Genomic DNA, 20,050 nt, shown 5'->3' with positions numbered 1-20,050 from the left:
ATGACTGCCAAGTCGAACTTCGAACACGAGAACCTGATCCCGCTCAAGCGGATGGTCGAGCACTCGAACCCTGGCCGGCTCCACGAGGTCAGCGACCACTGGAAGAGCGTGGAAGCCGAGCTTCGGAGTGCCGCCGAGGAGCTCCAGAAGGCGGTGCAGCACGCTTCCGAGCACTGGGAGGGAACTGCGGCGCAGGGCTTCACCACGCGCGCCGGGCAGATTCAGACCAGCATCGCCAACACGGCTGATCATGCGGCGAACACCTCCACCGCGATGAAGTTCGCGGGAGATGCCCTGCAGCAGACCAAGGACACCATGGCCAAGGTCAGGGTGCCCAGTTCGTTCGAGAGTGGCGCGAAATGGGTCTCCGATCTCGGTGACCGCTCCGACGCGCAGTTCAAGGCGGACCTGGCGAGCGGCATGGACCGCTTCGCAGCGGTCAACAAGAACCGGGACGAGCTGTCGGCGACCGAGATCTCGCATCAGTACGCGATCGGGATCATGGAGCACCTGGCGCCGCAGTACTCCCAGGCCGCCACCTATATGACCCCCCCGGAGGGGGGCGGGATTGACGGCGGAGCGGGCTACCCGCCCAAGCCCGAGAACCCCACGCCGCAGCAGATCACCCCGCAGCCCACCCCGCAGCCGCACTACCCCGAGAGCCCGAACACGCCGCCCTCGAACCAGCCGGGTCACATCGACCCGCGCACCCCCACCGGCCCGGGGCACCCGTCCATCCCGACCCCGCCGACCGGCCAGCCGCCCATCAACACCCATCCGGTTCCCCTGCCCGACCCCCGCACCGGCATCGACTCCCTGCCGCCCTCCCCGGTCATCAATCCGCCCGGCACCGGCCAGGTTCCCGGCGGTGGCCCCGGCCTCGGTGGCGGCGGTGGCGGTCTTGGCGGCCCCGGCATCGGTGGTGGCGGCGGTGGCGGCGGCCTCGGTGGTGGTGGATTCCCGGGCGGTCTCGGTGGTGGCCTCGGTGGCCTTGGCGGCGGCAGGGGCGGTTCGACCGGCTCCACCAGCCGGCCGGGTGGCGCCGGTTCCACCTCCGGAGGTGGCGCGGGTGCCGGCGGCCGAGGCGCGGGCAGCGGTGCTGCCGGCACCGGCGCAGCCGGCCAGGGCCGTGGCGGCGCGCCCGGTATGGGCGGAATGCATGCCCCGAGCGGTGGCGCCGGCGGCGGCAAGGGTGCCGGCGGCAAGGGCGGCAGCGGCCTGGTCCGGCGCGGCGGCGGTACGGTCGGCGGCGCGCGTGCGGGTGGCGCCAGCGGCCGGGCCTTCACCGAGGGCGGCTCCGGCCTCGGCAAGGGCCGCGGCCAGAACGGCGCTCCCGGCGCAGGCGGTGCCCACGGCATGGGCGGCGCAGCCGGCAACAAGAAGAAGGGCAAGAACGGCAACCGCCCGGACTACCTCGTCGAGGACGAGGACACCTGGCGTACCGGAGGCTCCGCCAACCCCCCGGTGATCGAGTAACCGCAAGCCCAGCGCAGTAACCCGGCCCGGCCGCGTCCTTCAACCGACGCGGCCGGGCCGTGGCCATTGGATCGCCATGGCACCTGGTACCTGAGTGTCCGGGCAGCTGAGGCCTGGTCAGATGGCGTGTGCGACGAACATCAGCCTGGCCTGCTCGGCGTAGATGGATGCGTCGAGCTGGGCGTCGAGTGCCGATGCCAGGCTGCGCAGCAGGGCGAGCGTGGGTGCAGTGCCGCCGCCTTCGATCTGTTCCACCTCGTCAACCGTCAGCCGGGCCCGGTCGGCGAGCTCCTGTCCGGTGAGCCCAAGGGCGTTGCGGCGGTCATGGACGGCCTGGCCGAGCGCGGCGGCCGCGGCAGCCTCGATGTACGCGGGATCGGTGCGGTGGTCGTCCGGGATCTTCCACGCGGTGTGGGTAGCGGCCATGAACCGGACAGTAGGCCCGGCATGGGTGGTGGCGCCCGGCCGGTGTTCACGGTCATCCAGATGAGGGCCGTGCGATTTGTATCGTGCGCCTCTGTCGTAGCGCAGGAGAATTCTCGAGAATTGCACCCCGAATTGCCGGGCGGCGATTAATTCGCCGACCGGCAATTCGGGGTGGAGCGTGGAGGCCATGACGGGAATCGAACCCGTGTAAACCGCTTTGCAGGCGGTTCCCTAAGCCACTCGGGCACACGGCCGTGGGGTGACGCATGGTCAGGAGCCCGCGTCGGAAGGGGGTGTGCTCAGGCGCAGCAGGAGCAGCGGCAGGTGCGACAACGGTCGGGAGTGGCACAGGTGCGGGGCGCTGAGATGGCCACCGTCTTCCTGTTCATAGCCTGCTCCTGTCGTCGTGGGCCCCTGATCGGGTGGGGCACCGTGCTTGGTGAATTCATCTTATGGGGAACGGGGTGGGGTGCGTCAATATCCGATTATGAATTCTGTGTGTCGCCGGTCGGCCCACGGCTGCGTGCTACGGTCGAAGCCAGGTGAGTGATCGCCCCGGACGAGCGCGTCGTACCCGGTATGACAAGACGGCGCAGTAAGAAGCGGCAACCCTGCCGCCCCTACTGCGGAGGTAACTCGTCATGGCCTGGGTCGTCCTGATCATCGCCGGTGTCCTGGAGACGGTGTGGGCGGTTGCCCTGGAGTCTTCCAAGGGCTTCTCCCGGCTGGTCCCCAGCCTGGTCTTCGCCGTCACCCTCGTGCTCAGCATGGGCGGCCTGGCGTACGCGATGCGCAGCATCCCGCTCGGCACGGGCTATGCGGTGTGGGTCGGCATCGGCGCGATCGGCACGGTCCTGTACGGCATGGCGATGCTGGGCGACGGTGTGACGGTGGCCCGGGTCACCTGTCTGGTGCTGATCCTCGGTGGGGTCGTCGGACTCAAGGTGCTGCACTGATGCCACCCAGGGGGCCGGAGGTCCTAGGACCGACGGAGGAGGCGCGCGGGGCTGCAGGTCAGGAGTCAAGCGCTCGGTAGGGACTTACCATGAGTGCCATGACCACAGCCTCTCCCGCCTCGCTGCGCCCCGACACCGACGAGACCGGTGCGGACACCGGCGGAGTGCTCAGCGGCCCGTACCGGGCGCTGACCCTGGGGATCGTCTCGGTGGTGCTGCTGCTGGCCTTCGAGGCGACGGCCGTGAACACCGCGATGCCGGTGGCGGCCCGGCAGCTGGACGGCCTCGGACTGTACGCGTTCGCCTTCTCCGGTTACTTCACCACCACCCTCTTCGCCCTCGTGGTCTCCGGCCAGTGGTGCGACCGGCGAGGGCCGATGGCGCCGCTGTTCACCGGCATCGGGGTGTTCGCCGCCGGCCTGGTGGTGGCCGGGACGGCCGTCGACATGTGGCTGTTCGTCGCGGGCCGGGCGATCCAGGGGCTGGGCGGTGGGCTGGTGATCGTGGCGCTGTACGTCGTGGTGGGACGGGCCTTTCCCGAACGCTTGCGGCCGTCGGTGTTCGCGGCGTTCTCAGCGGCCTGGGTGCTGCCCTCGCTCGTCGGCCCGGTGGTGTCCGGCGCGGTGACCCAGCACCTGGGCTGGCGCTGGGTCTTCCTCGCCGTGCCGGTCCTGGTACTGCTGCCGCTGATGGTGATGGGGCCGGCACTGAGCCGCGCCGAGCGGGCTCAGCCGAAGGCGCTGGGCGCGGAGTTCGACCGGCGCCGTACCGTGCTCGCGGCGATGGCCGCCCTGGGCGCGGGCCTGCTGCAGTACGCGGGCCAGCGGCTCGACCTGCTCGGGCTGGTCCCGGCCGTTCTCGGTGCCGCGCTGCTGCTGCCCGCCGTCGTACGGCTGCTGCCGACGGGCACGCTGCGGGCCGGACGCGGGCTGCCGACGGTGATCCTGCTGCGCGGGGTGGCCGCGGGCGCGTTCTTCGCGGCCGAGGCGTTCGTCCCGCTGATGATGGTCACTCAGCGGGATCTCTCGCCGACCCTGGCCGGGCTGACGCTGACCAGTGGCGGGCTCTCCTGGGCGCTGGGGTCCTGGCTGCAGGGCAGGCCGGCGGCGGAGCGGCACCGGGAGGCGCTGATACGCCTGGGCTTCGTGCTGACCGCGATCGCGATCGCGGGTGCGGCGCTGGTGCTGATCCCCGCCGTGCCGGCCTGGGTGGCGGCGGCCGCCTGGGCGGTGGGCGGGGTCGGCATGGGCCTGGCGGTGGCGAGCATCAGCGTGCTGATGATGAAGCTGTCCGCGCCCGAGGAGGCCGGGGCCAACTCGGCCTCGTTGCAGATGAGCGACGCGCTGGGCAACGTCCTGCTGATCGGCCTGGCCGGGGTGCTGTTCGCGGGTCTGGGCGGCGGCTCGGCGGCGGCCGCCCAGGACTCGCCGGTGCCGGCCGCCGCGTTCGCGGTGATCTTCCTGGTGATGGCGGGGGTGGCCCTGTTCGGTGCGCTGGTCTCAGGCCGCACGCGAGGCCGAAGCTGAGACCGAGGCCGTAGCTGAGACCGAAGCTGAGGCTGAGGCCGAAGCAGGCGCGGAGGGCGCGCCCATGAAAGCCTCCCACCCGCCGGCCGGTGACTCGCCCGGGTTCAGCGACTGCAGCTTGCGCAGCACCGCCGGGTCCTGCACCTCCAGCCACTGCACCAGCTGACGGAAGGACACCAGCCGCACCTCGGGCCGGTCGGCGATCGCCTTGATCACGTCCTCGACGGCGTTCATGTAGATGCCGCCGTTCCACTGCTCGAAGTGGTTGCCGATATACAGCGGCGCCCGGTTGCCCTTGTACGCCCGGTCGAAGCCGGCCAGGTAGGCGTCCCGGGCCTGGTTCTGCCAGGCGGCGTGCTGGCCGGGGTCGCCCTTGGTGTTGTTGCCGGACTGGTTGTACATGATGTTGTAGTCCATCGACAGCACCTGGAAGCTGTGCCCGGGGAAGGGGATGGACTGCAGTGGGAAGTCCCACAGGGCGCCGCCCTGGAACTTCTGCGGCCACACCTGCAGGCCGCCGGGCCCGCTGCTGTCGTACTTCCAGCCGCGCTTGGCCGCCGTCGGCAGCAGCCCGCGCTGGCCCTCCAGGCAGGGGGTGCGGCCGCCGATCAGCTCCTTGCGGTAGTCGAACGGCAGGGCGGGCAGGTCGGTGAAGCCGGTGTTGGTCTTCCAGTTCATGACGAAGGACATCGCCTGCTCGATCTCGCTGTCCCACTCGTCCGGCGACCACCTGCCGCCGCCGTTGGCACCGCAGAAGTGCCCGTTGAAGTGGGTGCCGATCTCGTGCCCCTCCAGCCAGGCCGAGCCGATCTGCTGGACGGTCTCGTGGATGTGCGGGTCGCTCAGGTAGCCGATGTCGCTGGCGCCGACGCTGTGCTGCGGCGGGTGGTAGAGGCTCTTCTTGGACTCGGGCAGGGTGTAGATGCCGCTGAGGAAGAACGTCATCGAGGCGTTGTGGTCCTTGGCGAGCTTCCGGAACCGGGTGAACAGCTTGTTGTCCAGCTCGCCCGCGCCGTCCCAGGAGAAGACCACGAACTGCGGCGGCCGCTCCCCGAGACCCAGCGGCTCGGGCTTCGGCTGGTTGGGCTGCGGGCCGGTGTCGGAGGTCGAGCCGTCGCCGATCAGCGTGGCGGGCGGCTTGGGCGCGGCGCTCGTGCCGGTGGGGCGTGCTCCCGAGGCCGAGGCGGGCGGCGCGGCCTGCTCGCCGTCGCTGCCGTTGGTGCTCGCGCAGCCGGCCGCCAGGGTGGCGGCGGTGGCGGCCCCGGCGGCCAGCAGTGTCCTGCGGGAGAGTGCGTCCATGGTCACGTCCGTTCCTGGATGGCCGTGCAGAGGTTCTGAGTTGCGCGGAGCTGGGCTGAGCGGGTTCTGAGGTGCTGCGGTGAAGGGTCGTGAAAAAGTCCGATAAGTCCATCGTTGGGGCTGATCGGGCCACAGCATGGCACGGGAACTCCCGTGAGACGCGTAAGGCGGGGCGTGGGAAGAGGGTGATCCGGGAGGCAGGGTGACGGCGCTCGCTCGTTCGGAGTATTCGCCGAGCCGCCGGGTGGCGGCAAGGCATGAGCGGCCGTCAGATGAGGAGAGCTCAGGGGAGTCGAGACCCCCGTCCGCCCGGAGGCCCGCCCGGAGGTACGCCCAGCCATGTGGCAGTCGGTGATCGACGCGTACCGGACCCGGATCGTCGATGCCGGCCGCCAGCCGCTGTTCCTGCTGCTGGTCGGGTTGATCGCCTCGTTCCTCTTCATCCGCTTCAGCGTCCGTATGATCCGACGCGGCACCAGATGGTGGCCCGGCAACGTCACCCCGGGCGGGCTGCACATCCACCACGTGGTGTTCGGCCAGGCCCTGATGGTCATCTGCGGGGTGGGGGCGTTCACCGTACGGGGTGAGGGCGGGGTGCCGCGCGAGGTGTTCGCGGCAGGCTTCGGCATCGGCTGTGGTCTGGTACTGGACGAGTTCGCCCTGGTGCTGCACCTGGAGGACGTCTACTGGAGCGAGCAGGGCCGCAAGTCCGTGGACGCGGTGATCCTCGCGGTGGCGATCATCGGGCTGCTGCTGGTCGGGGTGCTGCCGCTGGGCGGGTTCGACGGCGGGCTGTCACCCGGTCAGCTGGTCGGCGCGGGGCTGCTGCTGCTCCTGGTCGTGATCAGCCTGCTCAAGGGAAAGATCTGGACCGGCCTGCTCGGCGTGATGCTGTGGCCGCTGGCGGCGGTCGGGGCGATCCGCCTCGCCCGGCCGCAGAGCCCGTGGGCCCGCTGGCGGTACCGCTCCCGGCCCAAGCGGCTGGCCAGGGCGGAGCGCCGGGACGCCCGGATCCACCAGCGGCTGGTCGCGGCCAAGTCCTCGGCCTACAACGTGCTGGCCGGCGCCCCGGACGTGGTGCCGAAGCCGACGGCGCCCGCCGTGCCCGCCGTGCCCGCGGTGCCCGTGCAGCCCGCGGCGCCCGAACCGTACGTGCCCCCGCCGCTGCCCGCCTGGCGGGCGCGCTGCGCCCTCTTCGCCCAGTGGTACCTGCGGATCGCCACCGTGCTCAACCTGGTCGCCGGCCTGATCGCCCCCTTCCGCCACCAGGTCCAGCGGGCCAACAGCGGCGAGTTCTTCACCCCCGTCCTGCTGACCGCGGGCTTCACCCCCGCGCTCTTCGCCGGGCTGCTCGCCGTGATGCTCCGCCGCCGCAAGCGGGCCGCCTGGATCGTCGCGACCACCGTCGTCGCGCTCTACGCGGCCGTCTTCACCTTCGCCCTGGCCGTCCTGCCCGAGGACCGCGAACACCCCTTCAACTGGGTCTCCGCCACCCTGACCGTCGCGCTGCTCGCCGCCCTGCTGCTCGGCCGGCCCGCCTTCCACGTCAAGGGGGAGCGCGGCAACATCGTGCTCGGGCTCGGCGTCCTGGTGGTCGGCGGGGCCGTGGTGGTCTTCCTGGGCGCGGCCCTGGTCCGTCTCACCGACGAGGGCACCCCGCCCGACTGGGGGGACAGCGCGATCTACGTCCTGCTCCGCCTGGTCACCCTCTCCGGGATCGTCGAGTTCACCGACCTGGACGTGCCCGGCTGGGTCGACGTGGCGCTCAACATCCTCGGCGCGGCGCTCCTCCTCTTCACCGTCCGGGTCTTCTTCCGCTCCCCGCGCGGCCGGGTGCACCTGGTGCCCGAGGACGAGCAGCGGCTGCGCGCCCTGCTGGACCGGCACGGCGCCCGGGACTCGCTCGGCTACTTCGCGCTGCGCCGCGACAAGTCGGTCTGCTGGTCTCCCTCCGGCAAGGCCGCCGTGCTCTACCGGGTGGTCAACGGCGTCGCGCTGGCCTCCGGCGACCCGCTCGGCGACCCGGAGGCCTGGCCGCAGGCGATCGAGACCTGGCGCGAGGACGCCCGCAACCACGCCTGGATCCAGGCCGTCACCGGGGCCGGCGAGCAGGCCGGCACGGTGTACCGGCGGGCCGGGCTGAAGGCGCTCGAGTTCGGCGACGAGGCCGTGGTCGAGACGGAGGACTTCAGCCTGGAGGGCCGCTCGATGCGGACGCTCCGTCAGACGTACAACCGGGTCCGCAAGGCCGGGTACCGCGCCGTGCTGCGCCGGCACCGGGAGATCCCGGAGGCGGAGCTGGCCGAGCTGGTCCTGCTCGCGGACGCCTGGCGGCACGGCCGTACCGAGCGGGGCTTCTCGATGGCGCTCGGGCGGCTCGGGGACCCGGAGGACGGTGACTGCCTGATGATCGAGTGCCGCGACGAGAACGACCGGACCTGCGCCCTGCTCAGCTTCGTCCCGTGGGGCGCGCACGGGCTCTCGCTGGACCTGATGCGGCGTGACCGGGAGTCGGACAACGGCCTGGTGGAGTTCATGGTCTCCGAGCTGCTGCTGCGGGCCAAGGCCGGCGAGCTGCCCATCACCCGGGTCTCGCTGAACTTCGCGATGTTCCGTTACGTCTTCGAGCACGGCGCCCGGATCGGGGCCGGCCCGGTGCTGCGGCTGCTTCGGGCGGTGCTGCGCTTCCTCTCCCGCTGGTGGCAGCTGGAGTCGCTCTACCGGGCCAACGCCAAGTACCAGCCGAGCTGGGAGCCGCGCTTCCTGATGTACGAGAAGTCCTCCGAGCTGCCGGCCGTCGCGGTGGCCAACGCCATGGCGGAGGGCTTCCTGACCCGGCCCCGGCTGCCCAGTGTGCGGTCGCTCCGCCGGGGGAGGTCGGTCACTCGTTCGGTCCAGGACGGCCGGGGGGCCGCTCCGGACAGCTCGTCGGGCCGCTGACCTGCGCTCATCTCCCGGGGCTCGGCCGATCGGCGGCGTCGGGGCCCGATCATCTGCGGATGTCCGCGACCGGGCCCGGCGATTGACTTTGGTGGAGATCATCGTGACGGCCGGGAAGAGGGGAGTACGGGTGGGCGGACAGGACGGCAGGAGCCCCTGGCCGGGGACCTTGGCGGTCGGCGCCGCCCTGGTGCTCGGCGCCTGGATGGTGCAGCACGGCGGCAGCCTCCGGCTCCCCCCGGCGCCCACCTCGGACCAGGCCTTCGACGGCTCCGCCGCGCAGGCGGAGCTCGTCCCGCCGCGGGCCCGGGCCCTGCCGACCCGGATCAGGATCCCGGCGATCCAGGTGGACGCCCCGGTCTCCGGTCTCGGGCTGGACCGTGCCGGGCGGCTGGAGGCGCCCTCGGACACCGACGGGAACCTGGCCGGCTGGTACCGCGACGGGATCACCCCGGGCCAGCGGGGAACCGCGATCCTGGCCGGACACGTCGACACCCTGGACGGACCCGCCGTCTTCTACCGTCTCGGCAGCCTGCGCAAGGGCGACCAGCTGGAGGTCGCCGGCGCGGACCGGGGCTCCGCGTTCTTCGCGGTGGACGCGGTGGAGGTCTACCCCAAGAAGGACTTCCCGGACAGGAAGGTCTACGGACCGGCGCCCGGGTCCCAGCTGCGGCTGATCACCTGCGGCGGCGGATTCACCAAGCAGAACGGCTACGACGGGAACGTCGTGGTGTACGCGCACCTGGTGCGCAGCCTGCCCGGCAGCTGACGGACCTGCAGCTGACGGGCTGCAGCAGGCGGGCCCGCACCCGGCGGGCACCGGACACGACGCGAAGGAGCACGATGAGCCGGCCGATAGCGGCATGGAACCCGCTCGACTGGTCGCTGACCCACGGGGTGATCCCGTACGGCGTCCTGGTGATCGGCTTCGCCGCCCTGCTGGCGCTGGCGGTCTCCCGCAGCAGGCACTGGTGGAGCCGCCGCCTGCCGTGCGCCGTGGTGCCGGCCGTCGGGCTCACCGTGCTGCTGCAGATCACCGTGGACGACTGGTGGCAGCCCTTCCCGGACGGGCTGCCGCACAGGGTCACCTTCTGGATCGGCATCGGCATCCTCGGCGTCTGCCTGGCCGGCTTCCGGATGCCTCCGCTGCCCTGGCGCGGCCGGGCCGCCGCCGCCGTCGGCGCCGCGGTGGTGCTGGTGATGTCGGCCTCCCAGGTCAACCGGCACTTCGACCAGTACCCGACACCACGGGTGCTGCTCGCGCCGTGGATCGGCAGGACCGAGGCGCTGACCATCGGCAAGGACCCGCACACCCTGGCCGCGCCGCCCGGCAGGACCCTCTCCGAGGTCTGGCACAAACCCGCGGGGCTGCCCGCCAAGGGCACCATCTCCACCACGCCGATCCCCGGTACCAAGTCCGGTTTCAAGGCCCGGGACGCGTACGTCTACCTGCCGCCCGCCTACCAGGCCAGCCCGCGCCCGCTGCTGCCGGTCCTGGTGCTGATGGCCGGTCAGCCGGGCGGGCCGGCCGACTGGGTCAACTCCGGCGGGCTGCAGGAGCAGATGGACGGCTTCGCCGCGTCCCACGAGGGCCTGGCCCCGGTCGTGGTGGTCGTCGACCAGACCGGCTCGACCTGGAGCAACACCCTCTGCATGGACTCCAGGATCGCCAAGGCGCAGACCTACCTGGCCCAGGACGTCCCCGACTGGGTCCACGACCGCCTGCAGACCGGCACCGGCCGGACCGCCTGGTCGATCGGCGGCCTCTCGCTCGGCGGCACCTGCGCACTGCAGCTCGCCGTGAACGCCCCGCAGGTCTACGGCTCCTTCCTGGACATCTCGGGCCAGGACGAACCCACCCTCGGCAGCCACGGCAAGACCGTCGACACCGCCTTCGGCGGCGACGAGGCGGCCTTCGACGCCGTCGACCCGCTGCATGTGATGGCCCGCCAGAAGTTCCCCGACACCGCGGCGTCCTTCGTGGTCGGCGCGAGTGACGGGGAGTACGGGCCGCAGCAGCAGAAGGTGTACGCGGCGGCCGTCAAGGCCGGCATGAAGGCCAAGTTCGGTACCGTCCCCGGCGGCCACGACTGGAACACCTTCCGCGCGGGCCTGGCCGACAACATCCCCTGGCTGGCTCAGCAGACAGGACTGATCAGATGACCGAGACCACCCCGACGACCGAGGCCGGCCCGGTCACGCCGCGTCCCGAACGCGGCTGGCACCGCTGGCTGCGCGTCCTGGGCCCGCTCGCCGCCCAGCTGCGGACGGCGCCGCTCACCCTCACGCTGCTCGCCGCGCTGTGGATCGTCGGCGGAGCCACCGGCAGCATCGGCGACGGGCCGCCGCAGGACCTGCTGGAGCAGGTCGGCGTCGGCCTGCCCAGCCTGGAGGCCTCCCACTGGTGGACGCCGCTCACCTCGCTGCTGTGGTGCTCCGGGGTCGGCGCGTACGTGGTCACCAGCCTCGTCCTGGTGGTGATCGGGCCCGCTGCCGAGCAGCGCTTCGGCAGCCCGCTCAGCGCCGCTCTGGTGGTGGTCGGGCAGGTGGTCGGCACCCTGCTCGGCACGGCGGCCGTCCGGCTCGGCATCGCCGCCGACCTGGGCTGGACGCTGGACATCCAGGACCAGATCGCGGTCGGTCCGGCCGTCGGCATCTTCGCGCTGGGCGCCGCGCTCAGCTACCGGCTCACCGTGCTCTGGCGCCGCCGGCTGCGGCTGCTGCTGGTGCTGGTGCCGCTGGTGATGATGCTGTACGTCGGCCACCTCCAGGGCGTCCAGCGCGTCGCCGGGGTGCTGACCGGCCTGGCCGTCGGCGCGCTGCTGCACCGCAGGCTGCCCGCCCGGCCGCACGCGGTCTCGCACACGGAGGCCAGGGTCCTGGTCGCCCTGTGCCTGGTCGCCACCGCCCTCGGGCCGCTGGTCGCCTCGCTCTACCAGGACGCGATCGGCCCGTTCAACACGCTCGGCGACCTCTACTTCTCCCACGTGCCCTCCGCCGAGGAGGTGACCGCCGCCTGCGAGGAGTCCGTCCAGGCCTGCGCCCGGGTCCACTCCGTCCAGCGGTTCTTCGACTCCCCGGGCCGGCTGATGGCCGCGCTCGTCCCCTTCCTGCTGCTGGTGCTCGCCGAAGGGCTGCGCCGCGGCCTGCGGCTGGCCTGGTGGATCACCGCCGTCACCGAGCTGAGCTGGATCGGCGTGCTCGCCTGGCTGCTCGCCCTCAACTACAACGACTTCGCCCAGAGCGGCGGCACCTCCCTCCTGTTCGAGCTGATCGGCGAGTCACTGCTGCTGCCCGTGCTGATGCTGGGCCTGCTGCTGGTGACCCGTCAGCGCTTCGGACAGCGGTTGCCGAGCCGGGACATCCGCCGCCTCGCGGCCGTCGTCGGCGGCGCGCTGCTGGTCACCTGCGGCGCGTACGTCGGCGTCGGTTGGCTGGTCCGGGGCCAGTACGAGCCGGACGCCACGCCGGGACGGCTGTTCGCGGGCCTGCCCTCCGAGCTGCTGCCGCCGTCCTACAACGACCTGCTGCCCGACTACCCGATCGCCGTCGGCGGGACGGCGCAGGCGCTGGAGATGTACTGCGGCGTGGTCTTCTGGGCCGTCGCGCTGACCGCGCTGCTGCTCGCCTTCCGGCGTCCGGTGGTGCACGTGGACGCCGAGGACGCCGCCCGGGCCCGCGGGCTGCTCACCCGGTACGGCGGCTCCACGCTCTCCTTCATCAGCACCTGGGACGGAAACCACTACTGGTTCGACGAGGACGGCAAGGCGGCCGTCCCGTACCGGGTGATCGCCACCGTGGCGCTCACCACCGGCGATCCCTTCGGCGAACCGGAGGCGCGGCAGCGGGCGGTCGGCGGGTTCGCCCGGTACTGCGACGCGCGCGGCTGGACGCCCTGCTTCTACAGCGTCACCCCGGACACGCTGAGCGCGGCGGAGGAACTCGGCTGGCGCTCGCTGCAGGTCGCCGAGGACACCGTGGTGCCGCTGCCCGACCTCGCCTTCACGGGCAAGAAGTGGCAGGACATCCGCACCTCGCTGAACAAGGCCGGCAAGCAGGGCATCACCGCCGAGTGGTGGAGCTACCACGACGCGCCGATCACCATCCAGGACCAGATCCGCTCGATCTCCGAGGAGTGGGTCTCCGACAAGGGCCTGCCCGAGATGGGCTTCACCCTCGGCGGCCTGGAGGAGCTGGAGGACCCGGCGGTCCGGATGCTGGTCGCCGTCGACGCCGACCGCACGGTGCACGGCCTCACCAGCTGGATGCCGGTCTACGAGAACGGCGCACCGGTCGGCTGGACGCTCGACTTCATGCGGCGACGCTCCGACGGCTTCCGGGGTGTGATGGAGTTCCTGATCGCCTCCGCCGCCCTCGGCTTCAAGGAGGAGGGCGCACGCTTCCTCAGCCTCTCCGGTGCCCCGCTGGCCCGCGCCGACCGGGGGGAGGCACCCACCGCGCTGCAGCGGATGCTGGACTGGATGGGCAAGGTGCTGGAGCCGGTGTACGGCTTCCGTTCGCTGCTCGCCTTCAAGTCCAAGTTCCAGCCGGAGTACCGCCCGATGTACATGGTCTACCCCGACCCGGCCGCCCTGGCCAGCATCACCCGCGCGATCGGCAAGGCGTACCTGCCGCACCTGACGCCCGCTCAGGGAGTGCGGCTGATGCGGAAGCTCTCGTCCTGACCGTGGCCCCGCCGCTCAGCCGAGCAGCTCGGCCAGTGCGCGGTCCGGGTCCAGGTGTTGCAGCTCCTGGCCCTCCGGCACGGCCAGGTAGCTGTGCCACAGGAAGCGCCGCAGCTCAGGGGTGTCGAACTGGAGCAGCGCGACGCCCTCCGGCGCCCGCAGCTCCACCATCGTCCGGCCGCCGAGCGCCGGACGGATGTGCACATCGCCCGGCCCGGCCGGCAGGTCGAGCCCGGCGGCGAGCAGCTGACGCGCGAACACCCACTCGATCTCCGGGTCCGGCTGCGGCAGGTCGATGCCGTCCAGGGAGTACTCGGCAGGGAAGGCCATCCGCACCGCCAGCGGATCCCCGGCCCGATAGCGCAGGGTCACCCGCAGCAGGGCCGAGCGGTGCGTGGACAGGATGAGGCGAGCCTGGACGACCTGCTCGACGACTGCGGACATGCGGGTTTCCTCCCGAGGGGGCTGCGCCCGGTGGGGCTCTCGCAGCCTTGAGAGTCGGAAGGGGGCGAAGTCTTACGTCCCTTTCCAGTGTGTGATCCGGATCACATCACCTCCGGTCGCGCCGGGTGGGCCCCGGAGGGCCGTGTCGGGCGTCGGGGTGGGGTGTCGACCGGTAGGCTAGGCGGGTTGTCCGACCGCCGCCCGACTGTGGGGTGGGGCCGCTGATGGGGCCCTGACCTGCGACGATCCCACTCGGAGACCGTGAGTACTGCCGCCGCCTCCCCGATGTCTCCGCTGTTCTCGGACGCCGACGCGCACACCGTCGTACGCGCCGCCGCAGCGCCCTCGCACCACCTGTCCCCGGCCTTCCCCGGGCGTGCCCCCTGGGGGACCGCCGGCAAGCTCCGGGCCTGGCAGCAGGGTGCGCTGGACCGGTACATCGAGAAGCAGCCCCGCGACTTCCTGGCGGTCGCGACCCCTGGCGCAGGAAAGACCACCTTCGCGCTCACCCTGGCCTCGTACCTGCTGCACAACCACCTGGTGCAGCAGATCACCGTCGTCGCCCCGACCGAGCACCTGAAGAAGCAGTGGGCCGAGGCGGCCGCGCGCATAGGCATCAAGCTGGACCCGGCATACTCCTCGGGTCCGCTGTCCAAGGACTACCACGGCATCGTGGTCACCTACGCGGGCGTCGGCGTCAACCCGATGCTGCACCGCAACCGCACCGAGGCCCGCAAGACGCTGGTCATCATGGACGAGATCCACCACGCCGGTGACTCCAAGTCCTGGGGCGAGGCCTGCTTCGAGGCCTTCGAGCCCGCCACCCGCCGCCTCGCCCTGACCGGTACGCCGTTCCGCTCGGACACCAACCCGATCCCCTTCGTCCAGTACGAGGCGGGCAGCGACGGCATCCGCAAGTCGGTGGCCGACTACACCTACGGCTACGGGCACGCGCTCGCCGACCACGTCGTGCGGCCGGTCATCTTCCTCTCGTACAGCGGCAACATGCGCTGGCGCACCAAGTCCGGCGACGAGCTGGAGGCCCGGCTCGGCGAGCCGATGACCAAGGACCTGATCGCCCAGGCCTGGCGGACCGCGCTGGCCCCGCAGGGCGAATGGATCCCCAACGTGCTGCGGGCTGCCGACAAGCGGCTCACCGAGGTCCGCAAGGCCATCCCGGACGCCGGCGGCCTGGTGATCGCCACCGACCAGAACGCGGCCCGCGCGTACGCGAAGATGATCCGCGAGATCACCGGCACCAAGGCGACCGTGGTGCTCTCCGACGAGGCCGAGGCCTCCAAGCGGATCTCCGACTTCTCCGAGGGCGACTCGCGCTGGATGGTCGCGGTGCGGATGGTCTCCGAGGGCGTCGACGTCCCCCGGCTCGCCGTCGGCGTGTACGCGACCTCGATCTCCACCCCGCTCTTCTTCGCGCAGGCCGTCGGCCGCTTCGTGCGGGCCCGCAAGCGCGGTGAGACGGCCTCCGTCTTCCTGCCGTCCGTCCCGATGCTGCTCGGCTTCGCCAACGAGATGGAGCTGCAGCGCGACCACGTCCTGGACCGGCCGAAGAAGGAGGGCGAGGGCCTCTTCGACGAGGAGGACCGCCTGCTCGCCGAGGCCGAGCGGGCCAACGACGGCCCGGACGGCGCCGGCGGCGAGGAGCTCTCGTACGAGGCGCTGGGCTCGGACGCGGTCTTCGACCGGGTGCTCTACAACGCCATGGAATTCGGCATGCAGGCGCACCCGGGCAGCGAGGAGGAGGACGACTACCTCGGCATCCCCGGCCTGCTGGAGCCCGACCAGGTGCAGATGCTGCTGCAGAAGCGCCAGCACCGGCAGATCCAGCGCAGCAAGTCCAAGCCGGCCGAGGAGGCCGACCTGCTGGAGCTGCCCGCCGACCAGCGGCCGGTGGTGACCCATCAGGAGCTGCGCGAGCTGCGCAAGGAGCTCAACACGCTGGTCGCCGCCTGGCACCACCGCACCAACCAGCCCCACGGCACCATCCACAACGAGCTCCGCCGCCAGTGCGGCGGCCCCCTGACCGCCCAGGCGACGGCCAACCAGCTCAAGGCCCGGATCGCCAAGGTGAAGGAGTGGGCCAAGTAGGCGCCCCCCTTTCTCAGGGCGGCTCGCCGCCGGGCGCTCCTGGCCCGGTGCCGGCGCTTCTCGCTCCGGCGCTCCTGCGTCGCTTGTCGCTCGGCCCCGCGGCGGAGCCGCTGATCGGCACTGCCGGCACCGGCGCGCCCTTTGGCTCCCCGCCCGGGGTGCTGCTGACGCGGCGTTATCGAAGAGTAACGGCACCTTCGAGAGTTCGTAAAGAAACTGTGGAGACGCGCGGTCTGATGATCCGCTAGTGTTCCGCGTGCCACGCCGCCTGGGGGGATGCTTCCGGCGCGCGCAATCCGGCACCCTCTCGAAATCTGAGACGGCATCGTCCCGAAATCCGACATGCCGTCAGAAGGAGTGCACTCACCGTGTCGTACCCCGTCAACAACCCCGAGCTGTCCGACAAGTCGAAGCTCGTCGCCGGCCTGCTCCAGATCTTCCTCGGTGGCTTCGGTATCGGCCGGTTCTACACCGGCCACGTCGGCATCGGTGTCGCGCAGCTGCTGACCTGCGGCGGCCTCGGCTTCTGGGCGCTGATCGACGGCATCCTGTTCCTGGTCAGCGACGACCGCACCGACGCCCAGGGCCGCAAGCTCCGCGCCTGACCCGTGCGCCCGGTGCGCGGTACGCGCTCCGACCCCCGTCCCGGTGATGCCACCCGGGCCGGGGGTCCTGGCGTTTCTCTCGCCGCGCGGCTGCACCCGAGCGTCCAGCCGCTGGCCCTTCTGGTGGCAGGCGCCGGCGCGGCCGGCTACCTCTGGTCGCGCGATCCGCACCTGCCCGGGCAGGCCCTCCCGTTCTGCCCCTGGCGACGGCTGACCGGTCTGCAGTGCCCTGGCTGCGGCGGCACCCGGATGGCGTACGACCTGCTGCACGGCGACCTCGCCGCAGCATGGCACGACAACGCCGCCCTCCTTCTCGTCCTCCCGCTGGTCGCCTGGCTGTACGCGACCTGGCTGCGCCATGGGCTTGCGGGGCGACGCCGGCGGCTGCGGCTCGGACCGCGCGGATCGGCCGTCGTGCTCGCCCTTGCCGCGCTCTGGACCGTCGGCCGCAATCTCCTCTGAGCTCTCCCCGGCACTCCCGGGTCTGTCCGAACTCCGGAATTCATTCGAACTGGTGTCCGATGAACCCCCTGGAATATGGGCCTGTTGCCCCGTTTTGCGGCTCGGGATTGCGTCGATCCTGACCGAATTTTGGACAACTACTTCCGCAGTGAGCCTCTCGTTCACTACCTTCTCCCCACGCTCTCTCGAACAACCACCCTGACCCGAGACGGGCACCGCAGAGCTGTGTGCTCGTCGATGGCGCCGACGCACCGTTCCAGCGCGGACACCCCAGCTGCGCGCGACACCTCCGTCCCGGCCCCGGCACGCACTGCCGAGGCCGGCGACCGCCGCGGAAAGGAATGCGCGTCGTGACTGCCGAAACATCCCAAACCCTGGACCGAGGGGTCCGGGTCCTCAAACTGCTCGCCGACTCCGAGCGCGGGCTGACCGTCACCGAGCTGGCGGCCCGGCTCGCGGTCAACCGCACCGTCGTCTACCGGCTGCTGGCCACCCTGGAGCAGCACGGTCTGGTCCGCCGCGACATCGGCGGCCGGGCCAGGGTCGGCCTCGGCGTGCTCCGGCTCGCCCACCGGGTCCACCCGCTGCTGCGCGAGGCCGCGCTGCCCGCGCTGCGCAGCCTGGCCGAGGACCTCGGGGCGACCGCCCACCTGACGCTGGTCGACGGCGCCGAGGCGCTCGCGGTCGCCGTGGTCGAGCCGAGCTGGACGGACTTTCACGTCGCGTACCGGACGGGGCTGCGGCACCCGCTGGACGAGAGCGCGGCCGGCCGGGCGATCCTGGAGGCACGGAACTTCCCGGGCCAGCGCCGCCCCGAGCAGGGGTTCGTGATCACCCGCGCGGAGGAGCAGTCCGGGGCCAGCGGTGCGGCGGCAGCACTGCTGGGTCTCAGCGGGATCGAGGGCAGCGTCGGCGTGGTGATGCTCAACGGCCTGGTGCCGGAGCGGGTCGGTCCGCGCGTGGTCGAGGCGGCGACGGAGGTCGCGGACGCGCTGCGATAGGGGACCGAGGGCGCCCGGGTGTGTTTGGATGCCGGTGTGCCCGATGTGAAGCTGCCCCCTGCCCTGACCGCTCCCCGGACCCGCGCGCTCGCGCTGTGCGGCCTACTGGTCGGTGCACTCTTCCTGGTGGCGGCCTTCGTGCCGCTGCCGTACACCCTCACCCTGCCGGGGACGACGGCGAACGTGCTCGGTGTGTACGAGGGCAAGCAGGTGCTCACCATCACCGGGGCGCCGACCAGGCAGACCATCGGGGAACTGCGGATGGTCACCATCTCGGCGACCAACCCGGGCGAGGAGCTCAGCCTCTGGACGTCCCTGAAGGCCTGGGTGAACCAGGACGAGGCCGTGCTGCCCTCCGAGGCGGTCTACCCGCAGCAGGACCCGACCAAGGCTCAGCAGGTGACCCAGCAGCAGATGACGGAGTCCCAGGACAGTGCGACCATCGCCGCGCTGAACTACCTGCACCTCTCGCCGAGCCAGGTCAAGGTGACGGTCGACCTGGGGGACATCGGCGGCCCGAGTGCGGGCCAGCTGATCGCGCTCGGCATCATCGACAAGCTGGCCGGCGACGGCAAGGGCGGTGACCTGACCGGCGGCAAGGTGGTCGCGGGGACCGGCACCATCGACGACGACGGCAACGTGGGCGCGGTGGGCGGTGTGCCGCTGAAGACCCAGGCGGCGGCCCGGGACGGTGCGACGGTCTTCCTCCTCCCCAAGTCCGAGTGCTCGGACGCCAAGGTGAACACGCCGGCCGGCCTGCGGCTGATCCCGGTGACCACGCTCGCCGACGCGGTCGCCGCGCTGACCGCGCTGAACAGCGGCGGCACCGTCCCCAGCTGCTGACGGCAGGCCCCGGGCTCACTCCTTGGCGGCCTGCTCCACCAGCGGCAGCACCCGGTACGGAACGGGATTCTCCAGCGCGATCGCGGTGGAGGCCCGGACGATGCCGTCGAAGCCCACCACGCTGTCGATCACGCGCTGCAGGTCGGCGTTGGAGCGGGCCACGATCCGTACCAGCATGTCCCCCTGGCCGGTGATGGTGTGCAGCTCCAGCACCTCCGGCACGGACGCCAGGTGGGCCCGCACGTCCACCCCCTGGCCCTGCGAGATCTCCAGAGTGGCGAAGGCCGTCACCGGGTAGCCGAGCGCGGCTGGGTCCACCTGCGGCCCGAAGCCGCCGATCACCCCCCTCGCCTGCAGGCGGTCCAATCGGGCCTGGACGGTGCCCCGGGCGACCTGCAGCCGGCGGGAGCACTCCAGCACCCCGATCCGGGGTTCGTCGCTGAGAAGTCTGATCAACTTTCCGTCGAGCGCGTCGATGGTGTCGTTGGGGGAGTGCACGGCGGCTCCGTCCGGTGGGCAATCTGTCCAGCTGTGCCTGCCATTTTCCGGCCCGGCCGCGCAGCTTGCCCAGGATGAATCGGAACAGTTGCGCATCGATGTGAGGGGCGTCACGCTCCCTGCACAACCCCGTGGCGCGGGCCCCCACACTGCGCCGCGGGGTCTACCGGGGAGGTTCTCTTGACCGACATCTTCACCGAGTACACCCAGCCGTTTCTGGCCGGCCGGCCGCCCGTCGCCCACCCCGACGACTCGGGCCCCCTCCCCGCCCGGCGGACCGACGCCGTGATCCTCGCCGTCGGCGACGCCCGGAAGACCGCCCACTACTACGCGGCCGCCCTCGCCATGCGCTGCACCGCCTACGCCGGTCCCGAGACCGGCAGCCCCGAGACGGTCTCCTACGTCCTTGAGTCCGGCGGCGCCCGCTTCGTCGTCACCTCCGTCGTCACCCCTGCCGCGAGACCGCTCACCGATGGCGGCCGACGCCTCGCCGCGCACGTCGCCACCCACGGCGACGGCATTCTCGACCTGGCCATCGAGGTGACCGACGCCTACGCGGCGTACGACTACGCGGTGGACCGCGGCGCCACCCCGGTCACCGAACCGTACGAGCTGAGCGACCGGTACGGCACGGTGGTGCTCGCGGTCATCGGCACGGCGAGTACGGCCGGCCCGGCCGACCCGGCCCGGCACATCCTGGTCGAACGGACCGCCTACGCGGGCCCCTACCTGCCGGGCTACGTCGCTCCGCCGGCCGGTGTGCTGCCGCCGAGCCACTCGCTG

At 71.8% G+C, this 20,050-nt stretch carries 16 protein-coding genes, 1 tRNA gene, 1 pseudogene and 1 riboswitch; of the genes and pseudogenes, 13 read left to right on the top strand and 5 right to left on the bottom strand.

All coding sequences use genetic code 11. From position 1 onward, the window contains the following. Window positions 1–1,476 carry a WXG100 family type VII secretion target gene (locus tag FB465_RS12705; protein WP_145790370.1) on the top strand — a complete coding sequence of 492 codons (1,476 nt, stop codon included), beginning with the start codon at window positions 1–3 and terminating at the stop codon, window positions 1,474–1,476. Between the two features lie 117 nt (window positions 1,477–1,593). Here FB465_RS12705 and FB465_RS36900 read toward each other — a convergent pair whose 3' ends face one another. Beyond that, window positions 1,594–2,091 carry a helix-turn-helix domain-containing protein gene (locus tag FB465_RS36900; protein ID WP_246192640.1) on the bottom strand — a complete coding sequence of 166 codons (498 nt, stop codon included), beginning with the start codon at window positions 2,089–2,091 and terminating at the stop codon, window positions 1,594–1,596. Further along, window positions 2,082–2,156: transfer RNA gene (locus FB465_RS12695), tRNA-Cys, on the bottom strand. The genes FB465_RS36900 and FB465_RS12695 overlap by 10 nt, the downstream gene beginning before the upstream one ends. 282 nt (window positions 2,157–2,438) lie before the next feature. Beyond that, a riboswitch (guanidine-III (ykkC-III) riboswitch) is annotated at window positions 2,439–2,499 on the top strand. Window positions 2,500–2,543: 44 nt separating this feature from the next. Between FB465_RS12695 and FB465_RS12690 the strand changes: the two genes are divergently transcribed. Together FB465_RS12690 and FB465_RS12685 are read left to right on the top strand one after the other, a co-directional pair. Continuing rightward, window positions 2,544–2,858: a DMT family transporter gene (locus FB465_RS12690; protein ID WP_145790369.1), complete on the top strand. Its 315-nt coding sequence runs from the start codon at window positions 2,544–2,546 to the stop codon at window positions 2,856–2,858. 89 nt (window positions 2,859–2,947) lie between these two features. Then, complete coding sequence (locus tag FB465_RS12685; protein WP_145790367.1) at window positions 2,948–4,384, top strand: MFS transporter; 1,437 nt, start codon at window positions 2,948–2,950, stop codon at window positions 4,382–4,384. Here FB465_RS12685 and FB465_RS12680 read toward each other — a convergent pair. Further along, the gene (locus tag FB465_RS12680; protein WP_145797307.1) at window positions 4,358–5,683 is read right to left on the bottom strand and encodes a polysaccharide deacetylase family protein; all 1,326 of its coding nucleotides are present in this window, start codon (window positions 5,681–5,683) and stop codon (window positions 4,358–4,360) included. The two genes, FB465_RS12685 and FB465_RS12680, sit on opposite strands and share 27 nt — an antisense overlap. A 339-nt stretch (window positions 5,684–6,022) precedes the next feature. Here FB465_RS12680 and FB465_RS12675 point away from each other — a divergent pair, with 339 nt between their 5' ends. The 4 genes from FB465_RS12675 (at window position 6,023) to FB465_RS12660 (ending at window position 13,308) form a co-directional block, all read left to right on the top strand. Beyond that, the gene (locus FB465_RS12675; RefSeq protein ID WP_145790365.1) at window positions 6,023–8,623 is read left to right on the top strand and encodes a phosphatidylglycerol lysyltransferase domain-containing protein; all 2,601 of its coding nucleotides are present in this window, start codon (window positions 6,023–6,025) and stop codon (window positions 8,621–8,623) included. Window positions 8,624–8,828: 205 nt separating this feature from the next. Further along, window positions 8,829–9,392: a class F sortase gene (locus FB465_RS12670; RefSeq protein WP_145797306.1), complete on the top strand. Its 564-nt coding sequence runs from the start codon at window positions 8,829–8,831 to the stop codon at window positions 9,390–9,392. A 74-nt stretch (window positions 9,393–9,466) separates the two neighbouring features. After that, window positions 9,467–10,786, top strand: a complete 1,320-nt coding sequence (locus FB465_RS12665) for an alpha/beta hydrolase (protein ID WP_145790363.1) — start codon at window positions 9,467–9,469, stop codon at window positions 10,784–10,786. After that, window positions 10,783–13,308, top strand: a complete 2,526-nt coding sequence (locus tag FB465_RS12660) for a bifunctional lysylphosphatidylglycerol flippase/synthetase MprF (RefSeq protein ID WP_145790362.1) — start codon at window positions 10,783–10,785, stop codon at window positions 13,306–13,308. Before FB465_RS12665 ends, FB465_RS12660 begins: the two co-directional genes overlap by 4 nt. 15 nt (window positions 13,309–13,323) lie before the next feature. On the opposite strand, the gene FB465_RS12655 is transcribed toward FB465_RS12660, so the two are convergent. Next, window positions 13,324–13,752 (bottom strand): SsgA family sporulation/cell division regulator, encoded by a 429-nt coding sequence (locus FB465_RS12655; RefSeq protein ID WP_145790360.1) that lies wholly within the window; start codon window positions 13,750–13,752, stop codon window positions 13,324–13,326. Between the two features lie 285 nt (window positions 13,753–14,037). Between FB465_RS12655 and FB465_RS12650 the strand changes: the two genes are divergently transcribed. The 5 genes from FB465_RS12650 to FB465_RS12630 all read left to right on the top strand — a co-directional run bounded on the left by FB465_RS12650 (window position 14,038) and on the right by FB465_RS12630 (window position 18,769). After that, window positions 14,038–15,858, top strand: coding sequence for a DEAD/DEAH box helicase (locus tag FB465_RS12650; protein WP_145797305.1), 1,821 nt, complete (start codon window positions 14,038–14,040; stop codon window positions 15,856–15,858). 368 nt (window positions 15,859–16,226) lie between these two features. After that, a complete protein-coding gene (locus FB465_RS12645) occupies window positions 16,227–16,463 on the top strand; it encodes a TM2 domain-containing protein (protein ID WP_211785770.1) in 237 nt (78 codons plus the stop codon). Window positions 16,464–16,586: 123 nt separating this feature from the next. Beyond that, window positions 16,587–16,925, top strand: coding sequence for a DUF2752 domain-containing protein (locus FB465_RS12640; RefSeq protein ID WP_342791799.1), 339 nt, complete (start codon window positions 16,587–16,589; stop codon window positions 16,923–16,925). Window positions 16,926–17,275: 350 nt separating this feature from the next. Then, complete coding sequence (locus FB465_RS12635; RefSeq protein ID WP_057237549.1) at window positions 17,276–17,926, top strand: IclR family transcriptional regulator; 651 nt, start codon at window positions 17,276–17,278, stop codon at window positions 17,924–17,926. 36 nt (window positions 17,927–17,962) lie between these two features. Then, window positions 17,963–18,769 (top strand): S16 family serine protease, encoded by an 807-nt coding sequence (locus FB465_RS12630; protein WP_145790357.1) that lies wholly within the window; start codon window positions 17,963–17,965, stop codon window positions 18,767–18,769. A 15-nt stretch (window positions 18,770–18,784) separates the two neighbouring features. On the opposite strand, the gene FB465_RS12625 is transcribed toward FB465_RS12630, so the two are convergent. Next, window positions 18,785–19,267: an Lrp/AsnC family transcriptional regulator gene (locus tag FB465_RS12625; RefSeq protein ID WP_246192638.1), complete on the bottom strand. Its 483-nt coding sequence runs from the start codon at window positions 19,265–19,267 to the stop codon at window positions 18,785–18,787. 216 nt (window positions 19,268–19,483) lie between these two features. On the opposite strand from FB465_RS12625, the pseudogene FB465_RS12620 reads away from it, so the two are divergent. Further along, window positions 19,484–20,041 (top strand): annotated as a pseudogene (locus tag FB465_RS12620) (VOC family protein); the annotation flags it as partial. Between the last annotated feature and the right edge of the window lie 9 nt (window positions 20,042–20,050).

The organism is Kitasatospora atroaurantiaca (assembly GCF_007828955.1).
Classification (GTDB): Bacteria; Actinomycetota; Actinomycetes; order Streptomycetales; family Streptomycetaceae; genus Kitasatospora; species Kitasatospora atroaurantiaca.
Note: the sequence above shows the minus strand (reverse complement) of the source record. Positions and strands in the feature narration are given on the sequence as shown.